The organism is Caballeronia pedi, from assembly GCF_001544915.2.
GTDB classification, from domain to species: Bacteria; Pseudomonadota; Gammaproteobacteria; order Burkholderiales; family Burkholderiaceae; genus Caballeronia; species Caballeronia pedi.
This window is the reverse complement of sequence record NZ_FCOE02000042.1, coordinates 36,830-51,679: the sequence shown is the minus strand read 5'-3', so window position 1 is coordinate 51,679 and position 14,850 is coordinate 36,830. Positions and strand designations below refer to the sequence as shown.

The following is a 14,850-nucleotide window of genomic DNA, read 5'->3' as shown; positions in this document are numbered from 1 at the left end:
GTGTGTTCGAGCGAGAGACCGGGGAGCCGCCGTTACGCAAGCGGCTGAGCCGGTCCCATCGAGCAATGCTTACTTCGCGATGACTTGCGCGCCTTTCAGGCGGCCGAACGCGCCTTCCACGAGCGCCTTCTGCTGCTCGTAGTGCTTCGCGTAGTAGCCGACCGCCGGCGATGCCGAAGCCGGACGGCCGCTGTAGGCCAGCTTCATGCCTTCGCGCATGCCTTCGCGCAGATGGTGCTCCACATAGAACCAGGCGCCCTGATTCTGCGGCTCGTCCTGCACCCAGACCACTTCGGTCGCGTTTTCGAACCTCTTGATTTCCGCGTCGAACTGCTTGTGCGCGAACGGATACAACTGCTCGATACGCACGATGGCGACGTCGTTGCTCTTCGCTTCGCGGCGATGCGCGACGATGTCGTAATACACGCGGCCCGAACACACGATCACGCGCTTGACCTTCTTCGGCTCGATCGCTTCATCGACTTCGCCGATGACCGGCTGGAACGAGCCCTTCGCCAGTTCCGACAGATCCGACACGGCTTCCTTGTGACGCAGCAGCGACTTCGGCGTGGCGATGATCAGCGGCTTGCGGAACAGGCGGATCATCTGACGGCGCAACAGATGGAAGATCTGCGCCGGCGTGGTCGGCTGGACCACTTGCATGTTGTGGTCCGCGCACAGTTGCAGGAAACGCTCGATGCGCGCCGACGAGTGCTCCGGACCCTGGCCTTCGTAGCCGTGCGGCAGCATCATCGTGAGACCGGAGACGCGGCCCCATTTCACTTCGCCCGACGAAATGAACTGGTCGATCACGACCTGCGCGCCGTTCACGAAGTCGCCGAACTGCGCTTCCCACGCGACGAACGTATTCGGCTCGGCCGTCGAATAGCCGTACTCGAAACCGAGCACCGCTTCTTCCGACAGCACGGAGTCGATCACCGTGAACTTGGCCTGGCCTTCCGCGATGTTCTGCAGCGGAATGTAGGTGCCGTCGTTCCAGCGCTCGCGGTTCTGATCGTGCAGAACGGCGTGGCGGTGCGTGAACGTGCCGCGGCCCGAATCCTGACCGGTCAGACGCACGGCGTAGCCCGACGCCACCAGCGATGCGAACGCGAGGTGCTCGCCCATGCCCCAGTCGAGCTTGGATTCGCCCAGACCCATCGCGCGGCGGTCGTTGATCACGCGCTCGACGAGCGGATGAACCTTGAAGTTCTCGGGAATCGTCGTGAGGCGCTCGGCGAGACGCTTGAGTTCGGCGAGCGGAACCGCCGTGTCAGCCGCGTCGGTCCACTTGCGGTTCAGGAACGGCACCCAGTCGACCGCGTACTTGCTCTTGTAGTTCGAGAGCACCGGATCGATCGTGTGGTGGCCTTCGTCCATCGCCTGGCGATATTCCTTGACGAAGTTGTCCGCGTCTTCCGCCGTGATCACGCCTTGCTGCACGAGCCTCTCAGCGTAGACGGCGCGCGTGCCCGGGTGCTTCGCGATGGTCTTGTACATCAGCGGCTGCGTGACGGCCGGCGTGTCTTGCTCGTTGTGGCCGAGCTTGCGGAAGCAGATGATGTCGACGACCACGTCCTTGTGGAACTTCATGCGGAAGTCGATTGCGAGTTGCGTCGCGAGCACGACGGCTTCGGGATCGTCGCCGTTCACGTGCAGCACCGGCGCCTCGATCATCTTGACGACGTCCGAGCAGTACAGCGTCGAGCGCGCATCGCGCGGGTCCGACGTCGTGAAGCCGATCTGGTTGTTGATGACGATATGCAGCGTGCCGTGCGTGCCGTAACCGCGCGTCTGCGCGAGGTTCAGCGTTTCCATCACGACGCCCTGGCCCGCGAAGGCCGCGTCGCCGTGCACTTGCACCGGCAGCACTTGCAGGCCTTCTTCGTCGCCGCGGCGATCCATACGCGCCTTGGCCGAGCCTTCGACCACCGGATTGACGATTTCCAGGTGCGACGGGTTGAACGCGAGCGACAGGTGAACCGGGCCGCCTTCGGTCGAGACGTCCGACGAGAAGCCCTTGTGATACTTCACGTCGCCGGCCGGCAGGTCATCGACGTGCTTGCCTTCGAATTCGGCGAAGAGGTCCGCCGGCATCTTGCCGAGCGTATTGACCAGCACGTTGAGACGCCCTCGGTGCGCCATGCCGATGACGATTTCCTGCACGCCGCTCGCGCCGCCGTGACGGACGACTTCGTCCATCGACGCGATGAAGCTCTCGCCGCCTTCCAGCGAGAAACGCTTCTGGCCGACGTACTTGGTGTGCAGGAAACGCTCGAGGCCTTCGGCGGCCGTCAGGCGATTCAGGATGTGCTTTTTCTTTTCGTTCGAGAAGTTCGGCGTCGAGCGGATCGACTCGAGCTTCTCCTTCCACCAGCGCTTCTGCTCGGGATCGCTGATGTACATGAACTCGGCGCCGATCGTGCCGCAGTACGTGTCGCGCAGCGCCTTGACGATGTCGCGCAGCGACGCCTGCTCGAAACCGAAGTACAGGTTGTTCGCGTTGAACACCTGGTCCATGTCGGCTTCGGTGAAGTCGTAGAAACCGGGTTCGAGTTCGGGAATCGCGGGACGCTCGCGGCGCTTGAGCGGGTCGAGGTTCGCCCACTGCGTGCCGAGGAATCGATACGCGCCAATCAGCGATTGAACGTAGACCTGCTTGCGCGCGGTGGTGAGGTCGCCCGTGCTTTCACGCGGCAGAAAGGCGTTCGCCTTCGCGCGCTGGGCGAAAGATTCGACGATGGGGCCGTGGGCCACGTCGTTGTGAGCCGTGCCGTCGGATGCGGGCACGTTCTGCAACGCGTCGAAATAGGCGCGCCAGGTCTCGGGCACTGACGCGGGATTATCGAGATATTGCTCGTACAACTCTTCGACGTACGGAGCATTACCGCCGAACAGATAAGAGTTCGACTGGAATTGCTTCATCATTTTACGCTCACCTTTCTTCGAGTTTCTCGAGGAAGTGCGGGTTACGAAACCTTCCGCGCCACGGCCTGACCGTTTAGCGGATTGCGCGAATCAAGTCTGCTTGGAAGGACCTAATAGCGACAGCTAATCCGAGAAGCATAGCACAGAACGAATAGTCATATGACGGAACGCCGCATGTGCCCTGCCCTCGTCATCCTTTGCGCAACAAGCATGTGCGGGCCTTTGTGAGATACGCAAGGGTCTCATCCACGGCTTCGCACAAAGACAAAAGCCGCCCGAAGGCGGCTTTTGTTCTGGCGATGCGAACCGATTCCGGATACTTACTCGGCGTTGGCTTCGCGGCTCGCGCGGCGACGCTCGTGTTCCTTCAGATGACGCTTGCGCAGACGGATGGACTGCGGCGTGACTTCGACGAGTTCGTCGTCGTCGATGAACTCGACCGCGTATTCGAGCGAGAGCTGGATCGGCGGCACGAGGCGCACGGCTTCGTCGGTGCCCGACGCGCGCACGTTAGTCAGCTGCTTGCCCTTGATCGGGTTCACGACGAGGTCGTTGTCGCGGCTGTGAATGCCGATGATCATGCCTTCATAGAGCGCGTCGCCCGGCGACACGAACATGCGGCCGCGATCCTGCAGCTTCCACAGCGCATACGCCACGGCACCGCCATCGTCCTGCGAGATCAGCACGCCGTTGCGACGCTCGCCGATCGAACCTTCCTTCACCGGCGCATACGAATCGAACGTGTGGCTCATCAGGCCCGTGCCGCGCGTGAGCGTCAGAAACTCGCCCTGGAAGCCGATCAGGCCGCGCGCCGAAATCTTGTACTCGAGACGCGTGCGGCCACGGCCGTCCGACGTCATGTCGAGCATTTCGCCCTTGCGGCGGCCGAGTTCTTCCATCACGCCGCCCTGATGCTGGTCTTCGATATCGACCGTCAGGTTTTCATACGGCTCGCACTTCACGCCGTCGATTTCCTGCAGCACCACGCGCGGACGCGACACCGCGAGTTCGTAACCTTCACGGCGCATGTTTTCGACGAGAATCGTCAGATGCAATTCACCCCGGCCCGACACTTCGAACGTGGTTTCGTCGCCGGTGTCTTTCACGCGCAGCGCCACGTTGTGGTTCAGTTCCTTCGTGAGGCGATCGCGAATCTGGCGGCTCGTCACGAACTTGCCTTCCTTGCCCGCGAGCGGCGACGAGTTCACGAGGAAGTTCATCGTGAGCGTCGGTTCGTCGACGGTGATCATCGGCAGCGCTTCGGGATTGTCCGGCGAGCAGATCGTCACGCCGATACCGATTTCCTCGATACCGTTGATGAGCACGATATCGCCCGCTTGCGCTTCTTCGACCTGCACGCGCTCGAGGCCGTGGAACGACAGCACCTGATTGATCTTGCGATTGATGATCGCGCCGTCCGGACCCGAGCGCACCGCGACCTGCATGCCGGGGCGAATGCGACCGCGCGCGACGCGGCCCACACCGATACGGCCGACATACGAGTTGTAGTCGAGCGACGTGATCTGCAGTTGCAGGGGACCGTCCGGATCGGCCGGGCGCACCGGCACGTGTTCGAGAATGGCTTCGAAGAGCGGGCGCATCGTGCCTTCGCGCACTTCGGGTTCGAGACCGGCGTAGCCGTTCAGACCCGACGCATAGACGATCGGGAAGTCGAGCTGCTCTTCGGTCGCGCCGAGCTTGTCGAACAGATCGAAGGTCTGGTTGATCACCCAGTCGATGCGCGCGCCCGGACGGTCCACCTTGTTGATGACGACGATCGGCTTGAGACCGAGCGCGAGCGCCTTCTTCGTGACGAAGCGCGTTTGCGGCATCGGGCCTTCGACGGCGTCCACGAGCAGCAGCACGGAGTCGACCATCGACAGCACGCGCTCCACTTCACCGCCGAAGTCCGCGTGTCCCGGCGTATCGACGATATTGATGTGCGTGCCTTCGTATTCGACGGCGCAGTTCTTCGCCAGGATCGTGATGCCACGTTCCTTTTCGATGTCGTTCGAGTCCATGACCCGCTCGGCGACCTGCTGGTTTTCCCGGAACGTGCCCGACTGGCGGAGCAACTGGTCGACGAGCGTGGTCTTGCCGTGGTCGACGTGGGCAATGATGGCGATATTGCGGAGGGCGCGAGTCATATAGAGATGTCTTGGTTGTGCGCCGTCGGAGCAGCCTCTTCAGCGAGACTTCATGGCTCGGCAAGCCCCCCTTGAAACCGTCATGCAAGCATGACTACGCGGGCCCGGCGCGGTGAGAACCGTAAATTATAGCACGCACGGATGTCCTTTCCTCGCAATAGGACGCAACCCGTAAATCGGGCCAGCTAAGCGTGGCGTGGCGTCGCCCGGCGAATTGTTAAGCGGTTTCAGAAAAGATCCTTGCAGCGTCCGTAACGCACACCTATAATCCTGCCTAGTCAACTATTGCAATCGCATAAATATTTCCATGAGCGACGCTCCCAAATCCGCGGCGATCGGCGACTATGTGCTCGCCGAGAGCGTCGGCTACCTGATGAGCCGGGTGCGCTCGACCATGTGGAACATGGTCACCCAGCACACGACTTCCGAACTGGGCATCACGAGCACGCAGGCCAGCATTCTGTTCATGCTGGCGGTCGGCAAGTGCCTGACGGCGGCGGATATCGCCCGCGAATACGGCATCGATGCGAGCGCGGTGACGCGCCTCATCGACCGGCTGGAGAAGCGTGGCCTGCTCTCGCGCGTGCGCAGCGAGGAAGACCGGCGCGTGGTGCGTCTCGCGCTCACCGACGAAGGTCAGGCGATCGCCGAGAAGATTCCCGCTATTTTCACGCGCGTTCTGGACAACCTGCTCGCGGGCTTCACGCCCGAGGAAGTGGGCTTTCTGAAGAGCATGCTGCGGCGGATTCTCGCGAATTCCTGCGATCCGTCCATGGCGTCTCTGCTCGCCGGCAATGATAAGCCTGGTACGTCATTGCGATGACAAGCAAATTGGTCATCGCAAGCCTACAAATTGATTGCAGCGTCCATCTTTAATTCTCTTCTCAAGAGACGAGATATGAAACACCTCTCCCTGTCCGCGTTTCGCGGCGAAAGCCGTGTGAAGAGCGCAGTCGCCGTTGCGGTGGCCGCGCTCGCGCTCGCCGGTTGTGCGAACTACGCGGGCATTTCGAGCGACAAGCAGATTGCCGCGCCCGACAACTTCGAGGCCACGCAAAGCGTGCAGGGCCAGGGCGGCCAGTGGCCTGCGCTCGACTGGGCGAAGCAGTTCGGCGATCCGCAACTGCCGCAACTGATCGACGAGGCGCTCGCCGACAATCCGTCCATCGCGCAGGCGCAGGCGCGCATCGCGAAGGCGTCGTCGTATATCGAGACGTCGCGCTCGGCGCTTTATCCGAAGGTCAACGGGTCGTATTCGTGGACCCGCGAACTGTATTCGGCCAACGCCCTCTTCCCGCCGCCGTATGGCGGCACCTGGTTCAGCGAGAACAACGCGCTCGCGAGCGCGTCGTGGGAACTGGATCTGTGGGGCAAGAATCGTTCGCGGCTCAACATGGCGGTGTCGCAGCAGAAGGCCGCCGAAGCCGACATGCAGCAGGCGCGCGTCTCGCTCGCAACGTCGGTTGCGCGCACCTACAACCAGCTCGCGCTGCTCTATGCGCTGCGTGAAGTCTCCCAGCGCGAGATCGCGAACCGGCAGGACGTCGGGCGCATCACGAACGGACGCGTCGCCGCCGGCCTCGACACCAACGTCGAGCGGCGCACGGCGGAAGGCAATGTCGCGACGAGCCAGACGAACTCGACCGAACTCGACGGACAGATCGAAACCGTCCGCTATCAGCTCGCCGCGCTGCTCGGCAAGGGCCCGGACCGCGGTCTGCAGATCGCGAAGCCCGTGATCAAGCCGGACGTCAGCGTGACGCTGCCCGACAACGTGCCCGCCGATCTCGTCGCGCGCCGCCCGGATATCGTCGCCGCGCGCTGGCAGGTCGAAGCCGCGACGCACAACATCAAGGAAGCGAAGGCCGAGTTCTTCCCGGACATCAACCTCGCGGCGGCCTTCGGCTTCGACGCGTTCGGCTGGAGCCGCTTCCTGCAGGCGAGCAGCCGGCAGATCCAGATCGGGCCGGCCGTGCATCTGCCGATCTTCGACGCAGGCGCCTTGCGCGCCCAGTTGAAGGGCCGTTACGCCGATTTCGAAGGCGATGTGGCGAACTACAATCAGACGCTCATCAATGCACTGAGCGACGTCGCGACCAATATTTCCGCGATCCGCTCGCTCGACAAGCAGATGGCCGACGCCCAGCGCGCCCTCACGGCGGCGTCGAGCGCGTATCAGCTCGCGGTGATCCGCTACAAGGCCGGGCTGTCGCCGCAATTGCAGGTGCTCAACGCCGACGAAAACCGCCTCGCCAACGAGCAGACCGTGACGAATCTGCGCCTGAAGCGCACCGATCTGCAAATCGCGCTGATCAAATCGCTCGGCGGCGGCTTCGACGCGACGAGCACGAATCTCGCGGTCGACGGCAGCGGGCAGCAACAGGCGAGCGCGCAGCCGGCCAATCAGGCCGCGCCGGCGAAATAAGCCGCGCACAAGAATACGCATCAAGACCAAAACGGAATATTCGGAGTCTTTCATGAGCGACCCTCAACAAACCGCCGCCGCCGCGCCCGCGCCGAAGCAGAGCAACGGCAAACGCCGCCGGCTGATGACGCTGATCGTGCTCGTCATCGTCATCGCCGCCGTCGCGTACGGGCTGTACTACTTCCTCGTCGCGCGCTTCCACGAAGCCACCGACGACGCCTACGTGAACGGCAATGTCGTGCAGATCACGCCGCAGGTCGTCGGCACGGTCATCTCCGTGAACGCCGACGACACGCAGACCGTGAAGGTCGGCGATCCGCTCGTCGTGCTCGATCCGGCCGATTCGAAGGTCGCGCTCGATCAGGCCGAAGCGAATCTCGCCCAGACCGTGCGTCAGGTGCGCACGTTCTTCGTGAACAACAACCAGTACGAAGCGCAGATCGCGCTGCGCCGCTCGGACCTGTCGCGCGCGCAGGACGATCTGAAGCGCCGCATGACGGTCGCGCAAACCGGCGCGGTGTCGCAGGAAGAAATCTCGCATGCGCGCGACGCGGTGCGCGGCGCGCAGGCCGCACTCGACGCCGCCGAGCAGGAACTCGCGTCGAACCGCTCGCTCACCGCCAACACGACGATCGCCGATCACCCGAACGTGCTGGCGGCCGCCGCGAAGGTGCGCGATTCGTACATCAACTACGCGCGCAACACGCTGCCGGCGCCGGTGACGGGTTATGTCGCCAAGCGCTCGGTGCAGGTCGGCCAGCGCGTGTCGCCGGGCAATCCGCTGATGGCGATCGTGCCGCTCAACGCCGTCTGGGTCGACGCGAACTTCAAGGAAGTCCAACTCAAGCATATGCGCATCGGCCAGCCGGTCGAGCTGACGGCCGATCTGTACGGTTCGAGCGTCGTGTATCACGGCAAGGTCATCGGTTTCTCGGCCGGTACGGGCTCGGCGTTCTCGCTGCTGCCCGCGCAGAACGCGACGGGCAACTGGATCAAGGTCGTGCAGCGCCTGCCGGTGCGTATCCAGCTCGATCCGAAGGAACTGGAACAGCATCCGCTGCGTATCGGTCTGTCGATGAACGCCGACGTGACGATCAAGGACGAAGGCGGCGGCCAGCTCGGCAACGCGCAGAACACGGTCTATCAGACCAATGTGTTCGACAACTACGGCGCGCAGGCCGATCAGGAAATCGCGCGCATCATCCAGCAGAACGCGGGCACGGGCGCGGGCGCGCCGGCGTCGAGCACGTCGTCTGCACACGGCCGTGCGACGAAGTCCGCATCGGCCGCGAAGCTGATGTAAGCGGATTCGCCACATGTCTTCGCAAAACGTCGTCCATCCGCCGCTGTCGGGCGGAAAGCTCGTCATCGGGACGATCGCCGTGTCGCTCGCGGTGTTCATGAACGTGCTCGACACGTCGATCGCGAACGTCTCGATTCCGTCGATCTCCGGCGACCTCGGCGTGTCGTCGGATCAGGGCACGTGGGTCATCACGTCGTTCGCGGTCGCCAACGCGATCTCGGTGCCGCTCACCGGCTGGCTCACGCAGCGCGTCGGCCAGGTGCGACTCTTTCTCGGCTCGATCATCCTGTTCGTGCTCGCGTCGTGGCTCTGCGGCCTCGCGCCGACGCTGCCGTTCCTGCTCGCCGCGCGCGTGCTGCAGGGCGCGGTCGCCGGCCCGATGATCCCGCTGTCGCAAACACTGCTGCTCGCGAGCTATCCACGCGAAAAGGCGCCGATGGCGCTCTCGATGTGGTCGATGACCACGCTCATCGCGCCGGTCGCGGGCCCGGTGCTCGGCGGCTGGATCTCCGACAACATCTCGTGGCCGTGGATTTTCTACGTGAACATTCCGGTCGGCATCGCGGCGGCGCTCGCCACGTTCGCCATCTTCCGCGACCGCGACTCGGCGATCCGCAAGGCGCCGATCGATACCGTCGGGCTCGGGCTGCTCGTCGTCTGGGTCGGCTCGCTGCAGATCATGCTCGACAAGGGCAAGGATCTCGACTGGTTCAACTCGACGACGATCGTCGTGCTCGCGCTGATCGCGGTGATCTCGTTCGCGTTCTTCATCGTGTGGGAGCTGACGGCGGAGCATCCGGTCGTCGATCTGTCGCTGTTCGAGCTGCGCAATTTCACGGGCGGCACGATCGCGCTGTCGATCGGCTACGGGCTCTACTTCGGCAATCTCGTGCTGTTGCCGCTGTGGCTGCAGACCGACATCGGCTATACGGCGACGAACGCCGGTCTCGTGATGGCGCCGGTCGGGCTGTTCGCGATCCTGCTCTCGCCGATCACCGGCAAGTTCCTGCCGCGCACCGATCCGCGCTACATCGCGACTGCGGCGTTTCTCGTGTTCGCGCTGTGCTTCTGGATGCGCTCGCGCTATACCACCGGCGTCGATACCTGGGCGCTCACGGTGCCGACCGTGATTCAGGGCATCGGCATGGCGGGCTTCTTCATTCCGCTCGTGTCGATCACGCTGTCGGGCTTGCCGGGACATCGGATTCCGGCGGCCTCGGGCTTGTCGAACTTCGTGCGGATCATGTGCGGCGGTATCGGCACGTCGATCTTCTCGACGGCGTGGGAGCATCGGTCGATCGTGCATCACGCGCAACTGGTCGAAGGCGCGAATTCGTATAACCCGGTGTTCGCCAACTCGATGCAGCAGATGCACGCGCTCGGCTTCTCGCAAGAGCAGACCGTCGGCCTCTACAACAGCATGGCCACGCAGCAGGCCGCGCAGCTCGGCGTGAACGACATGTTCTATATCTCGGCGGGGATTTTCGTCGCGCTGATCGTGCTGATCTGGATCACGCGGCCGGAACGTTCGGGCGGCGGAGATTCGGCGGCGGCCGCATCGGCGGCGCATTGATCGACTTGCCGCCTGCGAAAAGCCAAGAGCCCGGTTGAATCAAACCGGGCTCTTTTTCATTGCTCGGTGACGATCAGCCGTTCGGGCGCGAGTACGCCCTCGCCCGCGCGCGCGACGCCGAGCAGGCGTCCGCCCTCTTGCGCATAGACGCGCACGCGGCCTGCTTCGAGACGCGATTCCACGATATCCGCGAGCCGCAGACGCTGCCCATGCAGAAAGCGGCGCGTCGCTTCGTCGTTCAACTGCACGGCGGGAAAAGTGGACAAGAGCGCATCGACGGGCTGAAGGCGTTCGTCGCGCTCGGCTTCGCTCAGACTGCCGAGTTGATCGAGCGTCACCGCGTGTTCGAGCGTCAACGCGCCGACGCCCGTGCGCCGCAACGCCGTCAGATGCGCGCCGCAACCCAGCATCTCGCCGATGTCCTCGGCCAGCGTGCGCACATACGTGCCCTTGCTGCACGTCACGCGAAACGTGACGAGCGGCAATGCGCATGCGATCAACTGCAACGCGTGAATCGTCACCGGGCGACCTTCGCGTTCCACCGTCTGCCCTGCGCGCGCGTATTCGTAGAGCGGCTTGCCATCGCGTTTGAGCGCGGAATACATCGGCGGGATCTGCACGATGTCGCCCAGGAACTTCGTCAGCGCTTCGGCAACGGCCGCTTCGTCGCACGTGACATCGCGTGTGTCGATGGCTTCGCCTTCGGCATCGCCGGTCGTCGTGCGTACGCCCAGACGCATCGTCGCTTCGTAGGATTTATCGGCGTCGAGCAGATCCTGCGAAAACTTCGTCGCTTCGCCGAAACACAGCGGCAGCAAGCCTGTCGCGAGCGGGTCGAGCGTGCCCGTGTGGCCCGCCTTCTTCGCCAGATAAAGCCGCTTCGCCTTGATCAGCGCATCGTTGCTCGACAGCCCGAGCGGCTTGTCCAGCAGCAGCACGCCATCCAGCGCGCGGCGCGGGATCTTCGGCCGCGCTTCTTTCTTCGGACCGCCCATCGCTCAGGCGCCTTCCTTGTCGTCGTCCGCATCCTTCGCGCGCGACGCGTTCGCTTCGTCGATCAGGCGCGACATCTCGACGGCCTTCTCGATCGTCTGGTCGTAGTGGAAATGCAGCGTCGGGACCGTGTGGATGTGCAGGCGCTTGAACAGCATATTGTGCAGATGCCCCGCCGCGTGATTCAGACCTTGCTCGGTCTGCTTCGGATCGCCGGTGAGCGTCGTGAAATACACCTTCGCGTGCGCGTAGTCGGGCGTCAGCTCGACGCTCTGAATCGTCACGAGACCCACGCGCGGGTCCTTGACCTCGCGCATGAGTTCCGAAAGGTCGCGTTGAATCTGATCCGCGATCTGCACGTTGCGGTTCGCGGATGTCCGTCTTTTAGCCATGATGTCGTTTCCGTATTTCTTTTTCCGCCGCCCGATACAAAAAGGGCGGAGCGAGCCGCCAGGCTCACCCCGCCCTTTTATCAGCGGCTAGCGCATTACAGCGTGCGAGCCACTTCCGTCACTTCGAAGACTTCGAACTGATCGCCTTCCACGATGTCGCTGAAGTTCTTGACCGACATACCGCACTCGAAGCCCTGACGCACTTCCTTGACGTCGTCCTTGAAGCGCTTGAGCGAATCCAGCTCGCCCGTATGGATCACGACGTTGTTGCGGATCACGCGCACCGACGAGGAACGCTTGACCACGCCGTCCGTCACCATACAACCCGCGATGAGACCGACCTTCGGCACGCGAATCACCTGACGCACCTCCACCATGCCCGTCACCGTTTCGCGTTTCTCCGGCGCGAGCATGCCGGACATCGCCGCCTTCACCTCATCCACGGCGTCGTAGATGATGTTGTAGTAGCGGATGTCGATGCCGTTCGACTCGGCCAGCTTGCGGGCTTGCGCATCCGCACGCGTGTTGAAGCCGATGATGACCGCCTTCGACGCCGTCGCCAGGTTGACGTCCGACTCGCTGATCGCGCCGACCGCGCTGTGCACGATCTGCACGCGCACTTCGTTGGTCGAAAGCTTCTGCAGCGATTGCACGAGCGCTTCCTGCGAGCCCTGCACGTCCGCCTTGACGATGAGCGGCAGGTTCTGCACTTCGCCTTCGCCCATCTGCTCGAGCATGTTTTCGAGCTTCGCGGCCTGCTGCTTGGCCAGCTTGACGTCGCGGAACTTGCCCTGACGGAACAGCGCGATTTCGCGCGCCTTGCGCTCGTCCGGCAGCACGATCACTTCCTCGCCCGCCGCCGGCACTTCCGACAGACCCTGGATTTCCACCGGGATCGACGGACCCGCCGACTTGGTCGGCTTGCCGGTTTCGTCCAGCATCGCGCGAACGCGGCCGTAGGCGCTGCCCGCGAGAACCACGTCGCCGCGGTTCAGCGTGCCCGACTGCACCAGAATGGTCGCGACCGGGCCCTTGCCCTTGTCGAGCTTGGCTTCGATCACGAGGCCCTTGGCGCCGGCGTCGACCGGTGCGGTCAGTTCCATCACTTCAGCCTGCAGCGACACGTTTTCCAGCAGATCGTCGATGCCCTTGCCTGTCTTCGCCGACACTTCGAGGAACGGCGAATCGCCGCCGTACTCTTCCGGCACCACGCCTTCCGCGACGAGTTCCTGCTTGACGCGGTCCGGATTGGCATCCGGCTTGTCAATCTTGTTGATCGCGACGACGATCGGCACGCCACCCGCCTTCGCGTGGGCGATCGCTTCCTTCGTCTGCGGCATCACGCCGTCATCGGCCGCAACGACCAGAATGACGATGTCGGTTGCTTTCGCACCGCGCGCACGCATGGCCGTAAAGGCTTCGTGACCCGGCGTATCGAGGAAGGTGATGACGCCGCGCGGCGTTTCGACGTGATACGCGCCGATATGCTGCGTGATGCCGCCCGCTTCGCCCGCTGCCACTTTCGCGCGACGGATGTAATCCAGCAGCGAGGTCTTGCCGTGGTCGACGTGACCCATGACGGTGACGACCGGCGGACGCGGCAGCTTCTCCGCCGTGTCCTCGGTGGCTTCGCCTTCGACGAGCAGCGCTTCCGGATCGTCCAGCTTCGCCGCGACCGCGCGATGGCCGAGTTCCTCGACGACGATCATCGCCGTTTCCTGGTCCAGCACCTGGTTGATCGTGACCATCTGGCCGAGCTTCATCATCACCTTGATGACTTCCGAAGCCTTCACCGACATCTTGTGCGCGAGGTCCGCCACCGAAATGGTTTCCGGCACGTGCACTTCACGGATGATCGGTTCGGTCGGCGCCTGGAACGTGGTCTGTTCCTGATGCTTGCCACGACCCTTCGGGCCGCCGCGCCAGCCGCGATCGACACCGCCGCTGCTGTCGCCGCGCGTCTTGATGCCGCGCCGCTTCGATGCGTCGTCCTGCTGCCAGCCGCCCTTGCCGCCGGCCTTCTTCTTGTCGCCGGCGCCAGCCGGAGCCGTCGATGCGGGCGCAGCCGCGCCTGCAGCCGGCTTCTTCGCTGCGGGACGTGCCGCCTGCGCGCCTTCCGGCTTCGCGGGCTTGTGCAGCGTGCCCTTCGCTTCCGCGGCCTTCGCCGCTTCCGCCGGCTTCGGTGCGGGCGCCGGTTCCGGCGCCTTCACCTGCGCCTTGCGCGGCGTGTTCATCATTTCGCGGATCGCGCGTGCTTCGGCCTCGGCGGCCGCACGGCGCTTCGCGATGGCTTCCTGTTCGAGGCGTGCCTTTTCGGTCGCCGCTCGCGCGTCTTCCTCCGCCTTTTTGGCGGCTTCGCGTTGCGCTGCACGCTCGCTCGCAGCTTTTTCTTCCGCTGCCTTTTCGGCGGCTTCGCGCCGCGCGTCGTCGTTCTGCTTCGTGTCCTGCTTGGCTTCCGCAGTGACCTGGGCGCGCACTTCCTGTCGCGCGGCCTGTGCCGCACGCGAGATTTCCGCCGCCTGGGCCTGGGCCGCCGCACGGCGCGCCGCTTCTTCTTCCTGCTTGCGACGTTCGGCTTCGGCCGCCTCCTCGCGCGAACGGCGCTCGGCTTCCTCGGCTTCGAGACGCGCCTGACGCTCCTTCAGCTCGCGCTCTTCGCGCTCGAGCTGTTCGGCGGCATGACGCGCTTCTTCCTCGCGGCGCTGCAGTTCGGCCTCGTCGACTTCCGGCTCTTCGACGTGATTCGGCGCCGCTTCGGCCTGTTCCACACCGGCTTCGTCGCGCTTCACGAACACACGCTTTTTGCGCACCTCGACCTGAATGGTGCGAGCCTTACCCGTTGCGTCAGATTGCTTGATTTCCGACGTATGCCGGCGGGTCAAAGTGATCTTGCGCTTGTCGGCGTCGGCGGAACCGTGCGACTTGCGCAAATGATCGAGCAGACGCGCCTTGTCCGTTTCAGACAGGTCGTCATTCGCGCTCGCTTTCTGGACGCCAGCCGCCTGCAACTGCTCGAGCAGGACGCCCGCAGGCATTTTGAGTTCCGCGGCAAATTGGGCTACGTTGTTACTCGCCATTCATTCCTCTTG

9 protein-coding genes are annotated in these 14,850 nt (G+C 63.8%); 4 read left to right on the top strand and 5 right to left on the bottom strand.

What is annotated here, in order from left to right; genetic code table 11:
* Positions 1–69: 69 nt before the first annotated feature.
* Both AWB80_RS35745 and typA read right to left on the bottom strand, forming a co-directional pair.
* Positions 70–2,928, bottom strand: coding sequence for a 2-oxoglutarate dehydrogenase E1 component (locus AWB80_RS35745; RefSeq protein WP_061179356.1), 2,859 nt, complete (start codon positions 2,926–2,928; stop codon positions 70–72).
* A gap of 320 nt (positions 2,929–3,248) precedes the next feature.
* Positions 3,249–5,075, bottom strand: a complete 1,827-nt coding sequence (gene typA / locus AWB80_RS35740) for a translational GTPase TypA (RefSeq protein ID WP_061179355.1) — start codon at positions 5,073–5,075, stop codon at positions 3,249–3,251.
* Positions 5,076–5,382: 307 nt separating this feature from the next.
* Between typA and AWB80_RS35735 the strand changes: the two genes are divergently transcribed.
* From AWB80_RS35735 to AWB80_RS35720, 4 genes are all read left to right on the top strand, one after another.
* Positions 5,383–5,898 carry a MarR family winged helix-turn-helix transcriptional regulator gene (locus AWB80_RS35735; protein WP_061179354.1) on the top strand — a complete coding sequence of 172 codons (516 nt, stop codon included), beginning with the start codon at positions 5,383–5,385 and terminating at the stop codon, positions 5,896–5,898.
* 75 nt (positions 5,899–5,973) lie between these two features.
* Positions 5,974–7,500 (top strand): efflux transporter outer membrane subunit, encoded by a 1,527-nt coding sequence (locus AWB80_RS35730; protein WP_061179353.1) that lies wholly within the window; start codon positions 5,974–5,976, stop codon positions 7,498–7,500.
* 52 nt (positions 7,501–7,552) lie between these two features.
* Entirely contained in the window at positions 7,553–8,803 is a 1,251-nt protein-coding gene (locus AWB80_RS35725; RefSeq protein WP_061179352.1) for an HlyD/EmrA/EmrK family protein, read from the top strand.
* Positions 8,804–8,816: 13 nt separating this feature from the next.
* On the top strand, positions 8,817–10,376 hold the full coding sequence (locus AWB80_RS35720; protein ID WP_061179351.1) for a DHA2 family efflux MFS transporter permease subunit: 1,560 nt from the start codon (positions 8,817–8,819) through the stop codon (positions 10,374–10,376).
* A 56-nt stretch (positions 10,377–10,432) separates the two neighbouring features.
* On the opposite strand, the gene truB is transcribed toward AWB80_RS35720, so the two are convergent.
* The 3 genes from truB to infB form a co-directional block, all read right to left on the bottom strand.
* Positions 10,433–11,371, bottom strand: coding sequence for a tRNA pseudouridine(55) synthase TruB (gene truB / locus AWB80_RS35715; RefSeq protein WP_061179350.1), 939 nt, complete (start codon positions 11,369–11,371; stop codon positions 10,433–10,435).
* 3 nt (positions 11,372–11,374) lie between these two features.
* Entirely contained in the window at positions 11,375–11,761 is a 387-nt protein-coding gene (gene rbfA / locus AWB80_RS35710) for a 30S ribosome-binding factor RbfA (protein WP_061179349.1), read from the bottom strand.
* Between the two features lie 95 nt (positions 11,762–11,856).
* Positions 11,857–14,838 carry a translation initiation factor IF-2 gene (gene infB / locus AWB80_RS35705; RefSeq protein WP_061179348.1) on the bottom strand — a complete coding sequence of 994 codons (2,982 nt, stop codon included), beginning with the start codon at positions 14,836–14,838 and terminating at the stop codon, positions 11,857–11,859.
* Positions 14,839–14,850: the final 12 nt, after the last annotated feature.